The following is a 19,364-nucleotide window of genomic DNA, read 5'->3' on the forward strand; positions in this document are numbered from 1 at the left end:
GTTGTCCCCTCAGCAGATATGAAGTGACGCCAAGTATGGTGCCTCTCGCGTCACTCGGGCGACCTCAACTCCCCACTCTTCCAAGGGATTTCGGTCGCACGGGGCACCGTCGCTCCTACCAGGTGACGGTGATCCGCTGCGGACTGCGGGACGTGGTGCCGCGCCGCCATTCGATTTCGTCTGCGGGTCGCGACAGACGGAGGCCGGGGAAGCGGGCTGCGAGCCGGTGCAGGGACAGTTGGAGTTCGAGCCGGGCCAGCCAGGCGCCCAGGCAGTAGTGCGGCCCGGCGCCGAACGACAGCGTGGGGGCTTTCAGCGGGGCGAACAGGTCGTCGAGCTGCTGGGGCGGGAACACATCGGGATCACGGTTGGCCATGCCGCAGTCGGCGAGCACCACCGAACCCGCCGGGACGACCACGCCACCGACCTCCGTATCGACGGCGGCGTGGCGCGCGGACCCCCGGTCGTCGCCGAGCGGGATCAGGTGGAACAACCGCTCGGCCACCGCCCCGGCGGCCTGTTCGTCCTCCCCCAGACGGTGCCAGCACTCCGGGCGTTCGCCGAGCAGATAGAGCAGGGAGTTGCCCAGCATCGTCATGGTGCTGTCGTGCCCACCCACCACCAGCCCGCACACCAGGTCGACCAGTTGTCCCTCCGGGATACCGCCCTCGTCATCGGCCGCCCGGACGAGCACGCTGGTCAGGTCGTTGCCAGGTGCGCTCCGCCGCTCGGCCAGCAGGGCGGCTCCGAAGGCGGCGAACTCCGTCAGGGCGGTCTCCATCTCCTCCTCGGGTTGGGAGCCGTCGGAGAAGGCGTACTCGCTCCAGTGGCGCAGCCGTTCCCGGGACAGGGCATCGAGCCCCATCAGCCGGCTGATCACGTCGACCGGCAGCGGAAGGGTGAAGCCGGCGACCAGATCCACCGGAGGTTCCCTGTCGGCGAGTTGGTCCAGGCGCTGTTCCACGATCGACGCGACCCAGGGCCGCCAGCGCGCGACGGCCCTCGGTGTGAAGGCGCGCCGCAGGGTGCGGCGGAGGCGCAGATGATCCTCGCCGTCCTGGTTGAACATCAGGTCCAGGCTGCTCACCAGGCCCGATTCTCCCGTCAGGCTCGGGGTGTCCGGTGCGTGGAGCCCAGCGCGTCCGAACCGGGGGTCGGTCAGGACCTTGCGTACGTCGGCGTATCGGCTCACCAGCCAGGCCCGGCCCCCGTCCGGCAGGACGACGGGAGCCGGCGGCCCGGGCGGGTCGAAGCTCAGACGGTGCAGAGGGAGCATGGGTGGGCCGGTCATCGCGTCGTTGTCGTCGGAGCGGGGCAACGGACCTCCAGGCATGGGAAGAGAGCAGTCAGGGGGCTGCGAGGGCAGCTTGCGGTCAGAGTTCGACCAGCACCTTCCCCCGGCTGGCTCCCGTGTCGTGGTAGAGACTCCGATAGGCGTCCGGGATGTTCTCGAAGCCGTGGTGGAGGGTGTGACCGCAGCGGATCTCGCCCCGCCGGACCCTGCCGCCCAGCTCGTCGTGGAGCGCGCGCCAGTTCTCCTCGGTGAACCACTCCAGCGAGAAGATGCCACGCACGGATGCGCGCGGGAACATGATGTAGGGCAGCAGTCGCGGCCCGCAGGTGTCCCGGCCGACCTGGGTGGCCCACTGCCAGCACACGGCCACCTGACTGCCGACGTTGAGCATGGAGAACACGGCATCGGTCACGGTGCCGCCCAGATTGTCGAAGTACTTGTCGACTCCGTCCGGTGCGACCCAGGAGAGGGCTTCTCGCACGGCTTCGCGGCTGTCTCCGTGGCGGTAGACGACCACCGCGTCGAATCCCAGCTCGTCGAGGTAGTCCGCCTTCTCCGTCGTCGACGTGGTACCGACCACCCGGGCACCCGCGAGCTTGGCCAGCTGGCCGACCAGCGACCCCACGGAGCCGGAGGCACCGCTGACCACGACGGTGTCCCCGGGACTCACCGTCAGGAACTTCGTCAGCGTGCCCCAGGCGGTCATTCCGGGTCCGCCCATGACGCTCAGCGCGGTGGTGAGCGGGAGCGCGTCGTCGTACCAGCGGGGCTCCAGGCGGCGGAAGGCCGGGAAGACCATCGGGAACGTTCCCGTCTGCCAGGGGGTCGCTGCTCCGTTGCTGACGAGATGGGTGCGCCAGCCGCCGAACCCCTGCACCAGGTCACCCGGGCGATGAGCCGCCCGCGGTCCGGCTTCCAGCACCTCCATGATCGAGTCGGCACCCATGTGTGCGCCGAGAGGGGTGTCCAGCGCGATGCCCTGGAGGTAGGGGTCCACCGATACGTAGCGCGTCTTCAACAGCATCTCGTCCGGGGCGAGGTCGGCATCGAGCTCCTCCTCGACCAGCCCGTAGATCCTCTCGACGTCGGGGACCCCCTCGATGTGCTCACGGACCACCCATTTCATGGCCTTCATCCTGTTCCCTCTCTCTCGGCGAAGGACGAACCGCCCTTGACAACAGGCCGCGTGTCCGGTCGGGGCCCCACCGGGATGACGAGGTGGGTCGGGAGCGGCCCGCTCTCGTCGACGGATGCGGTGAACGTCCGGCCGTCGTCCCGGCAGATGAACTGCATGACGTGCCGGCCCGCCGCCGCCGCGCGGATCAGGCCACCTGTCGTCGCCCATACGCCGGACTGGTAGAAGTTCCGCAGTCCCGGCAGGCCGGGGCCGTGCTTCTTGATGAGCGTCTCCAGCGTCTCCCCGCTCTCCACGAAAGGCTGCCAGCCGAGGACGGTGCCGTCGTAGTTGCCGGTGTAGCGGACCTGTGTGAGCGGGCTCGACACATCGCGCACGGCGATCGCGTCCGTGATGCCGGGGTGACGCCGTTCCAGGAATGCGACGAGTGCGTCGCGGGCCCGCCGTTTGGCCGTGTAGTACCCGCGGCCGTGGCGTACCGGCAAGGTGTGGAGCTCCTGCCCGCCGCGGGTCCGGGTCACCTGTTCCGGCCCTTCGTCCAGGGCCCGCCAGGGGGCGATGTCGCAGAAGTAGGTGACGTACGCGATGCTCGTGCCCGGCGGGGAGAGTTCCGGGTAGTGCCTGCTGCGGAACTGGACGTTGATGCTGGGATGGCGGATGCCGGTGAGTTCGGCCGCCTCCGATGCATCGAGCAGATAGGTCGTGCAGGGCTCGGCGTCGGGGAAGTCGCGCCGCAGGCCGAGGAAGAGCGTGAAGTATCCGGGGAAGACCATGCCGGGTTCGCTGATGGTCTTCGTGTACAGACGGCGGTACGCCTCGTTGAGGTAGCGGCCACCGAGCAGATCCATCATGGTGGTGCGGCCGTCGCAGGCGGAGACGACGATGTCGGCAAGCAGTTCGCGCCCGTCGCTCAGCCGGACCCCGACCGCCCGGTCGTCCTTGACCAGTACTTCTTCGACCTTGGCGTTGTAGGTCACCTCGCCGCCGAGCCTGCGGTAGCGCCGCTCGATCGACTCGGCCAGTCCGAGCGATCCGCCCTCGGGGACGCCCGCGGAGAGGTTGGCGTGCGAGGCGAGCTGGAAGTGGAACGGCAGGACCGGGAATGCCGGATGCTTCTCGTACAGGATGAAGTTGAACGCCTCGCGCAGCAGGGGGTCCTTGAACCTCGCCGAGTAGTCCTTCATCAGTACGCTGATGGTTTTGCGCACGGCATTGAAGTACGGGAGGAAGGACGCCAGCATCCGCCAGCGTTCGAGCGTGGACATCAGCCCGACCGGTTTGAGGAACGGGTAGACGGCGAGGCACTTGCGGAACGTCCGCAGCTGCTTGCAGAAGTCCCGGATCAGGGCGGAGTCGACGGGTGAGAGGTCGGTCAGATGTGCCTGGAGCCGGTCGGGGTCGGAGTAGAAGTACACGGCCCGGCCGCACCGCCCGCGCACGACGTTGAACACATCGAAATGCCGTACCTCCTTGCCCTGCAACGCGCCCAGCTCCAGCCAGATCTGGTGCATCTCGTTGCCGGGTCCGCTGCCGAGGAGCCAGCTGACGCAGGGATCCAGGGTGAAGTCACCGCGGTCCCAGGCCGTGCAGCAGCCGCCCGGCAGTTCATGCATCTCCAGGATGTGGGTGCGGTAGCCGTTCATCCGGGCGTAGCAGCCGGTGGACAGACCGCCGAGTCCCGCGCCGATGATGATCATCGACTCCCGTTCGGAACGCGACATGAACCTGCTCTCCTCGGTGTTCATGTGCGGGTGTCCCCGCGTGCGGACCATCTGTCGAGCTGAGGCAGCCGGCCCAGCTTTCCGGGGTGCCAGGGTTCGCCGCCCGGGCTCTCGGAAGCCGTGAACCCGCGTCCCAGCTCGTCGCAGAGGTACTGGACGACGAAGCGGCCGGTGGACGCGGCGCGGATCAGACCGCCCATGCCGACCCACTGCCCGGCCATGGAGAATCCCCGCAGGCCGGGCAGGCGCATGCGGTCCTTGCCGACGAGCTTGGCCGCGATGTCGTCGGCCTCGGAGAATGCCTTCCAGGCCAGGATGGAGCCGTCGTGGTTGCCCGTGTAGCGCCGGGTGGTCGCCGGTGAGGCGACATCGACGAGTTCGATGCGTTCGGCCGTGCCCGGCAGCCGGCGCTCAAGGAAGTCTCTTACGAAGTCGGCGACCCGGTGCTTCTGCGCCCGGTACTCCTTGCGGTCGGCGGCACGCAGTGCTTTCCAGTAGGCGAAGTCGCTGAAGTAGGTGCAGTGGACCACCGATCTTCCGGGCGGGGCGAATCCGTCGGAGTAGTGGGAACGCAGCTGGACCACCAGACTGCTCTGGAGCGCGCCGGGCAGCCGAGCGGCGTCCTCGGGCGGGAGCAGGTACGTGGTGCTGTGCGCCCGGTCGGGGCCCAGGTCGCCCCGGACCCCGGCGAAGGCCGAGACCACCGCGGGGAAGAGGCTGCCCGGTCGGTGCAGCAGGTCGTCGTACAGCTTGTCGATCCGCGGCCCGGTGTACCGGCCCTGCAGAAGACCGTGAATCGTCGTGTGGCCGTCGCAGGCCGAGACGACATGGTCGGCGTGGTACCGCCTGCCGTTGCGCAGTTCGATGCCGACGGCGCGTCCGTCCTCGACGAGGATCCGTTCGACCCGCGCGCGGTAGTCGATCTCACCGCCCAGCGTCGTGTACCGCTCCTCGATCGAACGCGCCAGGCCCAGTGAACCTCCCTGCGGGAACCCGGCGTTGTGGTGGTGGGCGCTGGCCATGTTGAACAGGTACGGGAGGAGCGGGAAGCCCTCCGGGTCCTGGAAGAAGATGTTGCGGAACGCCCGGCGCAGCAACGGGTCCTGGAACCGGTCGGCGAACTCGTGCATCGGCGTCGAAGCCGTACGCCAGAACAGGCGGAACGCGGGCAGGACGGTGCGCAGCGTCGCGGCCCTCTCGCGCACGGTCCGCAGGGCCGGGGCGGTCAGGAACGGATACAGGTCGATGGCGATGAATCGCCTCAGGTCCCGGCAGAACGAGCGGATCAGCCGGGCGTCGGCGGGCGAGAGGTCGAGCAGGTGGCGCTCCAGCCGGTCCGGGTCGTTGTAGAAGACCACTGACCGGCCGGTCTCGTCGACGACTCGGTTGAACATCTCGAAGTTGGTGATGGTCTTGCCGTCGAGCGCTCCCAGTTCGCGCCACACCTGGTGGGCATCGTTGCCGTCGGCGGTGCCGATCAGCCACTCGATGCAGTAGTCGAAGATGTAGCCGTCGCGCGACCAGGCCGTGCAGCAGCCCCCGGGCAGCACGTGCTTCTCGAAGATGCGGGACCGCATTCCGTTCATCTGCGCGTAGCAGCCGGTGGACATTCCGGCGATGCCCGCGCCGATCACGATGACCCGGGGTCTGCCGTCCGCGTCCCGTCCGCCGGCGCTCCACGGATCGTCCGTGTCACCGGCCATCGGCGCTGCCCTCCTGGAGGATGCCGCGCACCAGCTCGGCGTTGCGGGCCACATGCTTGGGATCGAGCATGTCGGCGTGGATCCCGGAGCCGCGCAGCAGGGCCGTGGCCGTGGTGGAGCTGCCGTGCCAGGTGCCCTGCGCGCCCGCGGTGTAGAGCGCGGTCTTCTCCTCGTCCGTGACCACACTGACGGTGGCGGAGACCGTGCCGAGGTTCGGTGTGCGGCCGCAGAACGCCAGGTACTCCGCTGCGTGGTCCAGGGTTTCGCGGGCGACAATCTCCGATCCGGTGTGCTTTCGAAGGTGTTCGGCCAGTTCCGCCTCGAAGACCTCGAAGTGTTCGGGGCCGGGGACGTAGGGCTCCAGGATGCGGTGCGAATCCAGGACGATCACATGGCCGACCTCGCGTCCCCGGTCTTCGAGCTCCTTGGCCACCTCGAACGCGAGGTTGCCGCCGAGGGAGTAGCCGAGCAGCAGGCATCGGCCCACGGGGCGCAGGGACTCGACGAGGTCGGCGTAGCGGGCCACCTTGTCCTCGCCCGGGACGTAGTTGAAGGCGATCAGCCGGTACCGGGGCAGCTCGGCGGCGAAGGCCCGGTAGACGAGTCCGTGGCCGCCCGCCGGGGGGAAGCAGAACACCGTCGGGTCCCGGTCGCTGTTGAAGCTCAGGTAGGGCAGATCGTCCGAGATCCCGCCGGTGGCGAGACGCTCCACCGTGGCGGCCATCCCGTGCAGGGTCGTGACCCGGTACAGCAGGCTGACGGGAATGCCGACGCCGAATTCCTGGCGCAGCCGGTGGATCAGCTCGATCAGCTTGATGGAGCTGCCTCCGGCCTCGAAGAACTCGTGTGTCAGGCCGACCCGCTCCAGGCCCAGCAGTTCCTTCCAGTGCCGGGCCATGCTCATTTCGAACGGTGTGCCGAGCACCTCGTCCAGCTCGTCGTCCGCGTCGAAGCGGGGCGTCGGGAGGGCGGCGACGTCGACCTTCCCGTTGGCGGTCAGTGGCAGTTCCGGCAGTGCGACGAAGTGCGAGGGAACCATGTAGGCGGGCAGCAGTTCCGCGAGGTGCCGTCGCAGCGCGCGCCGGTCGAGCACCATCCCGTCCACCGGCACGCAGTAGGCGCAGAGCGCGTCCTCCCCCCGGGCGTCGGGGCGCACGGTGACGACCGTCCGGGCCAGCCGGGGCCACTGGGCGAGGTGGGCCTCGATCTCGCCGATCTCGATCCGGTGGCCGCGGAGCTTGACCTGGTCGTCGACCCGCCCGAGCAGATGCACCCGGCCGTCCGCGTCCCAGCACGCCGCGTCACCACTCCGGTAGAGGCGTACGGGTCCGGCGCCCGGCTCCCGGCTCATCGTCCGGGTCACGAAGCGCCGGGCCGTCTGCGCGGGGTCGTCGGCGTAGCCGATTGCGACGCCGTCGCCGCCGATCCACAGCTCGCCCGGTACGCCGGGCGGCACCGGCTCGCCGTGCCGGTCGAGGACATGGAGTGTGCTGTTGCTCAAGGGGCGCCCGATCGGCACCGTGCGGCCGGGTTCCAGGTCGTCGACGGGTCCTTCGAAGCAGGCGCTGTCGATGGTGGCCTCGGTGACCCCGTAGGAGTTGATCAGGCGGGTGTGCGGTCCGCACAGGTCGCGCAGCCGCCGGTACTCCCCGGTCTTCCACGCGTCGGACCCGACGACCAGCAGCCGCATGAAGTCCAGCCGCAGCCCCTCCCGTTCGCAGTGGTCCATGAGTCCGCGTACGACAGCGGGGACGAACTCCGCACAGTCGACCCGCTCCTCGCGCATGGTCCTGTAGAGGCGTTCGGTGTCGAAGAGGAGATCGCGGTCGACGAGCACCAGGTTGCCGCCGGAGCACAGCGCGCGCACCAGGTCACCGGTGAAGACGTCGAACGACGGGGCCGCCATCTGGAGGTGCACCCGCACATCGCGGTCGATCCGGTACTCCTGGAGCCAGGCCCCGTACGCCGAGGCGAGGTTGCGGTGGCTGACCTGCACGGCCTTGGGGTGCCCGGTCGAGCCGGAGGTGTGGATGACGTACGCGGGCGAGTCCAGGTCCGCCGGGTCGTCCGGTCCGGCCGCGGGCGCCCGCCGGCCGTCCGTCCCGGGCCCCGCCTCGTACAGTTCCCGCAGGGTCAGCGTCTCGGCGGGGATCCCTGCCATCCGGTCCCGGGAGGACTCGTCCTCGACGACGAGGAGGCCGGCGCCCGCGGTCCGCACGGCGTGGGCGACACGGTCTGCCGGGTGGTCGGGCGGGAGGGGGAGGTAGGCGGCACCGGCCTTGAGCACCGCGAGGAGGGCGACGACGAGGTGGGGCGACTTGTCCAGGCAGAGCGCCACCACCGAACCGGCACCGGTCCCCAGCCCGCGCAGCCGCTGCGCCAGCTCCCCGGCGCGGCGGTCCAGTTCCGCGTACGTCAGCCGGCGGGCCGCCCCGCGGTGCGACGGGACCGTGACGGCGACCGCCTCCGGGCAGCGGGCGGCGGCCTCACTGATCAGCTCATGCACGGGGCGCACACGATCCGCCTCGCGCTCCCCCGTTGCGGACGGCAGGGCGGTGCGCGCGGCGCCGCTCCACTCGCCCACCAGCCGCTCACGCTCCTGGGCGCCCAGCATCTCCAGCCGGGTGGTGGGGTGGTCGGCCGGCGCCCGGGTCATGCTGTCGAGCAGGGTGGTGTAGTGCGCTGCCATCCGCCGCATGGTTTCCGGCAGGAACAGGTCGGTGTTGTATTTGAGGACGCAGTGGAACCGGCGCTCCGCCTCGTCCTCGTAGACGGACAGGGTGACATCGAACTGCCCTTCCTCTTCGGGGAGTTCGATGTATTCGAGCCGGTAGCCGTACTTCTCGGTCGCGACTTTGTGGGTCAGCAGGATGAACATGGCCTGGAACACCGCGGAACGGGTGGGATCGTGCTGGAGTCCCAGTTCGTCCACCAGCAGGACGAATGGGTACTCCTGGTTGTCGAGGCCCCCCAGCACGGTCGTGCGGACCTGTTGCAGCAGTTGGGCGACCGACGGCTCCCCGGACAGGTCCGCGTGCAGCGGGAGCGGGTTGACGAAGTAGCCGTAGACGGAGGCGAACTCCTGCTGCGTCCGGCCGGTCACCGGACTGCCCACGATGACGTGGTCCTGACCGGAGTAGCGCTGGAGCAGCACGTAGTAGGCGCTGAGCAGCACCATGAACGGAGTCACGTCGTGCTCCCGGGCCAGGGCGTGCACTCGGTTGGTGAGAGCCGTGTCCAGCACGAAGAACTCCGAGGCCCCGTTGTGTGTCTGCACGGCAGGCCGGGGTTTGTCGACGGGCAGTTCCAGGACCGGCACCTCGTCCGGCAGATGCGAGCGCCAGTAGTCGAGCATGCGCTGCGCCGCGGGACCGGACAGGAAGCGGTTCTGCGCGTTGAGGAAGTCCAGGTAGCGCGCGGTGACGGGCGGCAGCGAGGGCGCACGGCCCTGGCGCAGCCCCTCGTAGACCGCGAGGAGCTCCTCGATGAAGGTGAACGTGGAGATCGCGTCGGAGACGATGTGATGCACCGCCTTCATGATCACCCAGCGGTCGTGGCCGCGTTTGAAGAGGCGGAAGCGGAACAGCGGGTCGCGTTCGAGGTCGTACGGCCTGCGGTACTCGGCCACGATCGTCCGGTGGATCTCCTCCCACTCCTGGTCCTGCACGTCGAACAGCGCGAGGTCCGGGCTCCGGTCCGGCGACACCTGCTGCAGTGGCAGGCCGTCCACCGTGAGGAAGTTGGTTCGCAGCGCCGGGTGCCGTGCGACCAGGCAGCGGACAGCTTCGAACATCAGGTCGGGGTCGAGGGCGACGCGGACCTCGACCGCGCCGCCGATGTTGTACGCGTAGCCCTCCGGGTTGAGCTGCCTGAGGAACCACAGGGCCTTCTGGTTCTGCGTCAGCGGATGGCGGAGCTCGTCCTCGAAGACCTCCACCGCCCCCTTGTCGTCACCGCCGGACTCGAACGCCACCGCCTCGGCCAGACCGTCGTGGAGCTGTGTGACCAGTTCGACGACCGGGGTGCCGCTCAGCAGAGCCACCACGGGCGGGGCGACGCCGAGTTCGGAGCCGAGCCGGGCACGCAGCTCCATCGCCAGGAGCGAGTCGAGCCCCAGCGCGTTGAGGCCCGCGTGCGGATCGATCTGCTCGGGGCTCGTCCGCAGCACCGAGGCGGCCACCGCGGTGAACCGCCGTGCCACCAGGGACAGCCGCTCCGCCGCGTCCGCCGTGCGGAACGTGTCGAGAACGCCGTCGCCCGTGCCCGCGTCGACCGTTCCGGGGGTGGCCGCCGCCGCGAGTTCGGCCACCAGCAGGGGCGGGGAGGCGTACCAGGACTGGAACACCGGCCAGTCGACGACCGTCGCGACGAGCAACTGGGCCCGGTCCTGGCCGATGACGCGTTCCAGCACCGCCATGCCGACGTCCGGTGCGAGCGAGCTCATCCCACGGCTGTAGAGATAGTGGCCGACGAGTCCGAGCTCTTCGATCATGCCGGTGGCCCACGGCCCCCAGTCGATACTGAGGCCCGGCAGTCCGAGCGCGCGACGGTGCTGGGCCAGCGCGTCCAGGAAGGCGTTCCCGGCGGCGTAGTTGGTCTGGCCCGCCGTGGTCAGCAGCGAGGCGATCGAGGCGAACAGCACGAAGTGGTCGAGTGGTTCGTCCCGCAGGTGCCTGTGCAGCAGATACGCGCCGACGGCCTTGGGATCGTGGGCCTCGGCGAACGTGCGGTGGTCCATGTCCGTGACGAGTGTGTCGCGGACCCGACCGGCCAGATGGAACACTCCGCGGACCGGCAGCGGGTCGGTGAGCCGGTGGGCGTCGAGCCAGGTCGTGAAGGCGGTCTCATCGGTGATGTCGAGCGGTGCCAGGATGATCCGGGCGCCGAGCGCCTCCAGTTCCCTGACGAAGGCGGCGGCACGGCCCTGGGCCGTGGCGGGGTCGAGTCCGCGCCAGGCGGAACGCTCCGGCAGTGCGGTGCGTCCGATCAGGATCAGGCTGCGCGCCCCGCGCCGTACGAGTGTCCGGCAGAGGAGCCGGCCGAGCGCTCCGAAGGCTCCGGTGACCAGATAGTTGGCGTCGGCGCGCAGACGCAGCGGGAGGGGGCGCGTCAGCCCCTCGGCCCGCCGCGCCCTGCTGGTGAGGCGGCCCGCGCCGCGCAGCGCGATCTCCTCCTCGTCGTCGGTGAGTGCCTCGCGCAGCAGCGCCTGTGCGTCGGCCCGGGGGCCCTCGTCTCCCTGTCGGCCGGGATCCAGGTCGATCAGCTTTCCGCCGTGGGAGAGCAGCTCCTGGTGCCTGAGTACCCGGCCGACTCCCCAAGCGGGCGCTCCCAGAGGCTCGACGATCTCGCCGGGCTCGACGCACTGCGCCCCGCGGGTCACGATGTGCAGTCGGCCGCCGGCCCCGCGCCGGAGCAGTGTGCGGGCGAGGGCGATCAGCGAATACGCCCCGGTTTCGCTGTGCCCTGCGACGTCCTGCCCTGCGGCCTCGGTGAGGTGCGGCAGGTCGAGGTTCCACAGATGCACGACGGTGCCGAGGGACGTCCTGCCGTCCTCGCCGCGCTCCCCGCCCTCGTCCAGGTCGGCGAAGAGCCGCTCCAGGTCCTGGCCGGACCCCGGCACGACGGTGAACTCCCCTCGGTCGCCCGCCGTTTGGTACGCCTTTCCGGGACGCACGAGGTGGCAGCGCACGCCGCGCGCGGCAAGCAGGGCACTCAGCGCGTCGCCGACGCCGTGGCTGTCGGCGAACACCAGCCAGTCGGTACCGGTGACGGTCTCACTCGATGCGGTGTCCGCGGCCTTGTCCGTGACCGTGGCCTTGTCCGTGACCGCGGACTTGTCGAAAGGCCTGTCGATCCAGACGGTTTCGGCGAGCCAGGAGTCGATCGTGCCCAGACCGACCGCCGTCGGCGCCTTCTCCACGTCGGCTGCGCGGAATCCACTGATCCCGCCCAGAGGTTCACCGCTGTCCGTGTGGACGGCGATGTCCCCGACGAGCTCGTCCGCGTCACTGCGGGTCACCGTGGCGTGCACCCAGATCGGCCGGTCTCCGACCGGAGCGAGGCACACCTCCTCGATCGACAGAGGCAGACGGATGCCGGAGGCCGGCCGGCCCGCATCCCCGTCGAGGAGCTGTGTCGTCAGCAGCGACTGGAAGCAGGCGTCGAGCAGCACGGGATGGATGTGGTGCCGGGCCGCGTCGTCACCGATCGCCGTGGGCGGGCTGAGCCGGGCGAGGACCTCGCCGGAACCGATCCACACTTCCTCGATGGCGCGGAAGGCGGGACCGTAGTGGTAGCCCAGGGCGGCCAGCTCCGCGTAGCACTCCTCACCGTCCAGCCTGCGCCGGCTGCCGGCCCGGAGGGCCGCGGTGTCGACGGCGGGGCCGGCCGGGCGCGGCTGCCCGGAGCGCACGACGCCGCTCGCGTGCACCGCCCGGTCCCCCTCCGTCTCCCCTGCCGAGGCGATCGTGAACACCGCGTTCTGCGACGAGAGCGTCAGGCGTACGGCGCGGTCCTCGCCCTCGGGCAGGAAGAGGGCTTTGCGGAATTCGATGTCCGTCAGCACGGCGTGCGTGCCGCCGGTCAGGGAACGGACCGCCTGTGTGGCCATCTCCAGGTACCCGGCCGCCGGAAAGACCACGGTGGACTGGATGCGGTGGTCGTCGAGGTAGGGCAACCGCTCGGTGTCGAGTGTCGTGTGCCAGGACGGTTCGGTGTGCGTCGTGCGGCGGCCCAGCAGGGGATGGTCGGCGTGGCCGAGGCGGACCTGCGCAACGGGGCCGGGCTCCGTCCAGTACCGGTCGCGCTTCCACGGGTAGCGGGGAAGCACGACCGGGCTGCCCACCGGGTGCAGGGTGTCCCACGCGACCGGTACTCCGACGTTGTGCAGTTCCGCCAGCGAGGCGGCGAAGCGCTCCGGTTCGTTCTCCTGGCGGCGGATCGAGGCGACGGTGTGTACGGCCGCGCTCCGGCTGTCGAGGCACTCACGGATGGAGTGGCCGAGCACCGGATGCGGGCCGATCTCCAGGAACAGCCCGTACCCGTCGTCGGCGAGCCGGTCCACGGCCGAGCGGAAACGGACGCGGTGACGGACGTTCTTCCACCAGTAGGCCGCGTCCAGCTCACTGCCGTGTGCCGTGCCCTCCTGGCCCGTCAGATACAGCGGAACCGTCGCTGCCCGTGGGTCGAGCCCGTCCAGCGAGGCCAGCAGTTCGTCCTTGATCGCTTCCATGCCCGCGCTGTGGTACGGGACCTGGACCGACAGGAACTTGGCGAAGACCTGCTCGGAGCGCAGCCCGTCCGCCAGTTCGGCCAGCGCGTCCCGGTCCCCGGCCAGGGTGACCGCCGAGGGGCTGTTGACCGCGGCAACGGACACCCGGTCCCCGTACGCGGCCGCCCGGAACTGCGCCTCCTCCTCGGGGAGACTCACGGCGAGCATGGTGCCCGTCCCGGTGAGCCGCTGCTGGAGCCGGCTGCGGTGCACCACGATCCTTACCGCGTCCTCCAGGGTGTAGACACCCGCCTCGTAGAAGGCGGCGATCTCGCCCGTGCTGTGGCCGACCACGGCGTCGGGCCGCACGCCGTACTGGCGCCACATGGCCGCGAGTCCCACCTGGACGGCGAAGTTGGCCGGCTGCGCGAGCCATGTCTCGCCCATGCGCGACGCGGCCTCGTCGGCCGTCATCTCCTCGATCAGGGACCATCCCGCCAGCTTACGGACGGCCAGGTCGCAGCGGGTGACCGCCTCCCGGAACACCTCGTCGCCCTCGAACAGTTGGCGGCCCATGCCCCACCACTGCGGCCCCATGCCGGTGAAGACCCAGACGAGGCCGCGCTGTTCGGTGTCGAGTTGCCTGCCGCGGACCACTCGGGGGTGCGGTTCACCCCGCAGGAAGGCGGCGAGCCCTTCGTCCAGATCGTCGCGTGACGCATACACGACGGAGAGCCGCGACTCGAGGTGCTGACGGCGTCGGGCAAGCGTGTACCCGAGGTCGGACAGCGACACATCAGGGCCGTGGCCCCCTGCCAGCTCGCGTCGGATGCCCGCCGCCACCTCCGGCAGGGCCTCCGGGGTCCGGGCGGTCAGCGGCAGGATGTTCCAGGCCCGTTCGCGGGGCGCGGTGTGCCGGTCCTCCCGCTCGGGTGCCGCCTCCAGCACGATGTGCGCGTTGGTGCCGCCGAAGCCGAACGAGTTCACCCCGGCCCGCGCGGGTCCCTCGTGCTCGGGCCAGTCGGTCGGCTCCGTCGGGATCAGGTACGGGGAGGACTCCCGGTCGATGGCGGTGTTGATCCGCTCCAGGTTGATGTGGGGCGGGATACGGCGGTGTTTGAGGCAGAGCACGGTCTTGATCAGTCCGGCGATGCCCGCTGCCGCTTCGGTGTGCCCGATGTTCGTCTTGACGGACCCGACGTAGCACTTGGCACCGGGTCTGCGGCCCACGGCCAGCGCCCGGCTCAGCGCGTTCGCCTCGATCGGGTCGCCGACCGCCGTCGACGTGCCGTGTGCCTCCACGTACTGCAGGGAGCCGGGTGTGATGCCGGCTCCGGCGCAGACACGCTGGATGAGAGCGGCCTGGGCGTCCGCGCTGGGCACGGTGATTCCATTGGTGCGGCCGTCCTGGTTGACCCCCGTGCCGAGGATCACCGCATGGATCGGATCGCCGTCGCGTACGGCGTCGTCGAGCCGCTTCAGCGCGACCATGCCCACGCCCTCGGCCCGTACGTAGCCGTTGGCCGAGGCGTCGAACGTACGTGAGCGGCCGTCGGGCGACAGGAAGCCGCCCTTCGTCTCGGCGATGGTGTACTGCGGTGCCATGTGCAGCAGGACGCCACCGGCGAGTGCGAGGTCGGTCTCCCGGTTGTTGAGGCTCTGGCAGGCGAGGTGCACCGCAACCAGGGAGGAACTGCACGCCGTGTCGATCGACAGGCTGGGGCCGCGGAAGTCGAAGCAGTAGGAGAGACGGTTCGAGACCATCGTCATCATGGTGCCGGTGGCGGTGTGCGCGGCCAGTGAGGAGAAGCTCAGATCGGAGAACTGGAGGATCTTGTAGTCCAGCGTGAACGCGCCCACGAACACGGCGGTATTGCTTCCGGCGAGCTCCGAGGGCCGCTGGCCGCCGTCCTCCAGCGCCTCCCAGGCCACCTCCAGCAGCTTGCGCTGCTGAGGGTCCATGTGGTCGGCCTCGCGTGGACTGATTCCGAAGAAACCCGGGTCGAACTCGTCGAAACCGTCGATGTATCCACCCCGGCCACCGATCAGGCGTCCCGGTTTCTCCTTGTGCCTGCTGCCGAGCGTCGTGACGTCGTAGCGGTCCGCCGGTGTCGGTGTGATGCAGTCCTTGCCCTCCATGAGGTTCCGCCAGTAGGTGCGGTGGTCCGACGCACCGCCTGGCAGTCGGCAGCCCATGCCGATGATCGCTACTTCGTCGCTCACAGATGCACTGTTCACGTCGGGCAAGGTCGTACTCCTCAAGTCGAGGCGCCGGGACACGGCATGGATGCGAGGGGCAGTGCGAGTTTCCGGAGAAGAGGGTCCGGTCAGGCGGAGCCGGGCCCGGCCCTCCTCGCACGGCGCCAGGGATGGAAAAGGGTGGTGGCGATCTCGCCGGTCGGGGGGAACGACGCGGGGTCACCGAGGCCGACCGCGACCGGCTCACGGCCGGGCCGCCATGTGTAGCTGTCGAAGAGGTGGTCCCAGATCGACAGATCCGAGCCGTAGTGGCCCGCTTCGGACAGATCGGTGCTGTGGTGCAGGCGGTGTTGCTCGGGACTGGCGAGCACGTGGTTGAGCCGTCCGATGCGCACGTCGATATTCGCGTGGACGAAATAGCCCTGTGCGGCCACGAAGAGACCCACGACGAGTACGGATTCCTGGGAGAACCCGATCAGCGCAAGGGCCAGTTGAACAACCCCCTGCGCAAGCACGATGTCGAGAACGTGATTGACGCCATTATTGGCGACGTTCACTTTTTGCGGCACGTGGTGCACTCCGTGCAGTCGCCACAATATCCGATTGGCATGGCCCAGCCGGTGCACGAGATAACTGGCCAGCGAACCGGTCAGCAGAGCAGCAGGAATTTCGACCCAGAGGTGGAGTGCCGGCTCTTCCGGAGTCACCACGGAGACAGTCGCTGTGACGAGATATTGGGCCAGGGCACTGGCCGCCATCGTCAGCAGGAAGTAGACGCCGTACCAGCGCCATTCACTGGGGCTCGGATGCCAGGAGCGCTGGTACGGAATCAGACGTTCGAGCGCGGCGAGGTAGACGAGGGTGCCGAGCAGGAAGAGCGGGCTCACACGACCCGGATCCCAGTCGAGGCACAGAGCTGCCGTAGCCACCGAAACCGTGGCCACCAGCAGGAAGGGATATGCCGACACGCGGAGAACAGCGCGCGTCGCACGCACGACGGACCCCTCCCACGATGCCGGACCGGTATCCGGCTGCCGACCACCACCGGGCAGTGGTTCGCAATTTTCCATCCGCAGCACCTTTATAGAGGAACCAGTACAGAAGAATGCGCAGACCTCGAAAGAGGAACTGACTGATGATTTCTTTCGGGCGCGCGAGACCGACGCTCCTTACGTCAGTCTTCACGCAGGGAAGAACGTGCGCCCGGATGTTGCCGTGAACTGCTTCGCGGACTCGGCGGACCCGGGGCGGGACCGTCGGGGCGAGCCCGCTCTGATTCCTTTTCCCTGCCCGACCCTCCCAACCGTCTGATTCAAGCCGCGTCCTGATGCACTGGGCAGAGGGGGCGGGATTCTGCCACCGCGTCCGATTCTCAATGAAACAGGCGGACCAGCCGGGCCGAATGCGAATAATTCGATTTACGGCCACGTGAGTTACTCGTAATACTAATAATTTGTTGGGACTTTCTGTTCCGTCTTTCCGGACGCGTGTCCTCGGACCTGCCGTCGTGGGACAGGGAGACCCCGAAAAGGCCGCCCGGGCCGGAAGGACGCTCTTCTGCCGCCCCGGCAGGCCGCTCGCTCCGGCCCCGGCGGCGGCGCGGCTTCGGTCCCGGTCCCGGCGGAGCACAAACGGGCCTGCCGTGGCTCATTAACGCCGGATCCGGAGCGGAGATCAACGCCGGATCCGGAGCGGAGATCGCGTGGCTCACACGGACGGGCAACCGAGGTCCGGAGGTGTAGACATGCTCTGTGACATCGCGTCACCCGGGTGCGCTGCCCTCCTGACCATCGAGGTCGGGCCCGCGGGAGGGGGCGGGAGTCACCGACGTGCCGCGCCCGGGGGCCTTCGCATCGACGGAGCCGTCGACGCGAACGACCGCGAAGCGCTGCTCGTCCTCGGTGACCGCCGCACGGTCAGCGCCGACGCGAGGGGGCATGTAGGCGTAGCCGCAGGGCACACGCCGCACGCCCGGACCGTGTACAGCGGCGGAGACCTCCTGGCCGACTACGAGGAGGCGCCCTCACGGGCCGGCCGCGGACGCAGGGCGGCGGCGACGGACTCCAGAACCTCGATGGGGCGCAGCAAGTCCCCGTAACCGATGGGCGGCCTGCCCGTACGGGCCATCCCCAGGAAAGCTTCGAGGCCCGGCACGCAGTACTGCGCGTCGAGCGTGAGGGTCTGCTGGACCATGGTGTTCCGGGTGAACGTCATTCCATGGAACGGGATCTGGTCCGTTTCATCCGGCTTGACGAAATTCACGACGACCCGGGTGCCGCCCGCGGTGAACGACGCGGTGACGGTGGTGTCGGTGCTGTCGGTGCGTACGTCGCGGATCTCACCGGGGGCGAGCCTCAGAGCAAGGTCCACCGGGTGGATGCCGTAGAAGAAGATCCCGCCGTACTCGCTGCCGGGATCGGCGGGCCCTGACACGACCACCGCCTGCGGCTGCCCGCCCTGCGCGGACCGGGCCACCAGGGTGTCGGCGTCGGGGATCCAGCGGAGCGCCGAGGACGACGTGAGCGGCGCGTCATGGGCGAGCGCGGTGTCGATCATGGTCCGGGCGTCCGCGACGGTGCAGGCCAGCGGCTTGTCCACGAACACCGGAAGCCCCTCGGTCAGGAAGGGGACGGCCTGTTCGCGGTGGTGCGCGCCGTGCCGGTCCGCGATGACGACGGCGTCCACCAGACCGAGCAGGTCGGCGGGCTCGTCGACTATCTTCTCCACCCCTCCGGCGGACGCCAGCATGTCGTTGCGCCGACTGTGCCCGCCGCTGAGAGCCACGACGCGGGCGTCGCCGCCCGCGTCGTGGACGTTGAGATGGCCGACGATGTGGTCGACATGGGTGTTCTCGGTGCCAACGATCCCGATGCGCATCGGGAGAGGCTACCTTCACCCTTGCTCGCCTGCTGACAGCACTCCCCCAGGTCACCGGGCAGGCCGGACCCGGCCCGTCGTCGCCACGGCCTGCCACGCGCGTCGGCGGGGGCAGCGTGGGCGTCAGGTGAGGGCCGGGACCAGGACGGCGGCCGCCTCGGCGATCAGGAGGTCGTCCGCCTGGGCGTCTTCCGCATGCTGGGTGGACAGGACAGCCATCACGATCGGCCCTCGACGGGACGGCCAGGCGATGCCCACGTCGTTCGTGGTCCCGTAGCGGCCGGTGCCGGTCTTGTCGCCGACGGTCCAGTCCTCGGGAAGGCCGGCGCGCAGGCGTTTGCCGCCGGTCGTGTTGGCCAGTAGCCACCCGGTCAGTCGCTCGCGGTCTCCCGCCTCCAGGACGTGCCCGAGGGCGAGCCGCGCGTAGGACCGGCCGATGGCCCGGGGGCTGGTGGTGTCGGTCAGGCGCTCCGGTTCCGCCGAGTTCAGCTCCGGCTCCCAGCGGTCGAGCCGGGTCACCGTGTCCCCGATGGACCGGCAGAAGCGGGTGACGGACGTCGGTCCGCCGAGCTCTTCCAGCAGGAGGTTCGCCGCGGTGTTGTCGCTCTGCGAGATGGCCGCGCCGCACAGGGCCTTCACCGTCATCCCCTGCGCGAGGTTCTCGCACAGACCGGTCACGGGCGCCCCGCCCGCCCTCTCGATGTCCTGCTCCGTGTAGTGGATGACCTTCGAGAGGAACGTCCCGTCGTGGTCGAGGTCCCTCAGGACGGCTCCGACGGCCAGCGTCTTGAACGCCGAGCACATCGGGAAGCGTTCATCCCCCCGGTGGAGGACGACCTTGCCCGTCGCCGTGTTCCACCCGAACACCCCCAGCCGGGCGGCGTGATCCCGTTCCAGGTCCCGCAACTTTCGCGCCGACTCACTCTCCGGGACGGAGGCGTACGCGGCCGATGGCATGGAAGCCGTGGCCAGCGCCGCTCCCAGACCGCCTGCGAGCACCGCACGGCGTGACGCGCCACTGCTTGACTTCACGGTCTTCCCGCCTTTCTTCATGTCCGGTTTCTTCATGTCCGGCCTGCCCTCTCACTTGCCCGCACTTCTTGCACACGACGTTTCTCGTGGCCCACCGGTTGCACACGAGGGGGCGCGTCCGCTGGTCCGTTACCTCTGCGCGCGCCCAGGAGTTCTCCCTGTCCGTGGTCGGTGCGTGAAGCGCTCCATGGGC

Annotated in this window: 9 protein-coding genes; all 9 read right to left on the bottom strand. The window is 69.5% G+C overall.

Annotated features, from left to right (window positions below; all coding sequences use genetic code 11):
• Positions 1 to 115: 115 nt before the first annotated feature.
• Positions 116 to 1,291 (bottom strand): cytochrome P450, encoded by a 1,176-nt coding sequence (locus ACIOMQ_RS21770; RefSeq protein ID WP_401265455.1) that lies wholly within the window; start codon positions 1,289 to 1,291, stop codon positions 116 to 118.
• Positions 1,292 to 1,373: 82 nt separating this feature from the next.
• Positions 1,374 to 2,429 carry an NADP-dependent oxidoreductase gene (locus ACIOMQ_RS21775; protein ID WP_362202383.1) on the bottom strand — a complete coding sequence of 352 codons (1,056 nt, stop codon included), beginning with the start codon at positions 2,427 to 2,429 and terminating at the stop codon, positions 1,374 to 1,376.
• Positions 2,426 to 4,150, bottom strand: a complete 1,725-nt coding sequence (locus tag ACIOMQ_RS21780; protein WP_362202386.1) for an NAD(P)/FAD-dependent oxidoreductase — start codon at positions 4,148 to 4,150, stop codon at positions 2,426 to 2,428. The genes ACIOMQ_RS21775 and ACIOMQ_RS21780 overlap by 4 nt, the downstream gene beginning before the upstream one ends.
• A 20-nt stretch (positions 4,151 to 4,170) precedes the next feature.
• Positions 4,171 to 5,853 (bottom strand): phytoene desaturase family protein, encoded by a 1,683-nt coding sequence (locus tag ACIOMQ_RS21785; RefSeq protein ID WP_401265124.1) that lies wholly within the window; start codon positions 5,851 to 5,853, stop codon positions 4,171 to 4,173.
• The gene (locus ACIOMQ_RS21790) at positions 5,843 to 15,259 is read right to left on the bottom strand and encodes an amino acid adenylation domain-containing protein (protein ID WP_402190079.1); all 9,417 of its coding nucleotides are present in this window, start codon (positions 15,257 to 15,259) and stop codon (positions 5,843 to 5,845) included. Before ACIOMQ_RS21790 ends, ACIOMQ_RS21785 begins: the two co-directional genes overlap by 11 nt.
• A gap of 131 nt (positions 15,260 to 15,390) precedes the next feature.
• Positions 15,391 to 16,332: a sterol desaturase family protein gene (locus ACIOMQ_RS21795; RefSeq protein ID WP_401265130.1), complete on the bottom strand. Its 942-nt coding sequence runs from the start codon at positions 16,330 to 16,332 to the stop codon at positions 15,391 to 15,393.
• Positions 16,333 to 17,024: 692 nt separating this feature from the next.
• A complete protein-coding gene (locus ACIOMQ_RS21800) occupies positions 17,025 to 17,231 on the bottom strand; it encodes a hypothetical protein (RefSeq protein WP_401940956.1) in 207 nt (68 codons plus the stop codon).
• 38 nt (positions 17,232 to 17,269) lie between these two features.
• Positions 17,270 to 18,139 carry a Gfo/Idh/MocA family protein gene (locus ACIOMQ_RS21805; RefSeq protein WP_401265136.1) on the bottom strand — a complete coding sequence of 290 codons (870 nt, stop codon included), beginning with the start codon at positions 18,137 to 18,139 and terminating at the stop codon, positions 17,270 to 17,272.
• A 123-nt stretch (positions 18,140 to 18,262) separates the two neighbouring features.
• Positions 18,263 to 19,192 (bottom strand): class A beta-lactamase, encoded by a 930-nt coding sequence (gene bla, locus ACIOMQ_RS21810; protein WP_362202404.1) that lies wholly within the window; start codon positions 19,190 to 19,192, stop codon positions 18,263 to 18,265.
• Positions 19,193 to 19,364 lie beyond the last annotated feature (172 nt).

Origin of the sequence: Streptomyces sp. NPDC087845 (assembly GCF_044742755.1) — a bacterium.
Classification (GTDB): Bacteria; Actinomycetota; Actinomycetes; order Streptomycetales; family Streptomycetaceae; genus Streptomyces.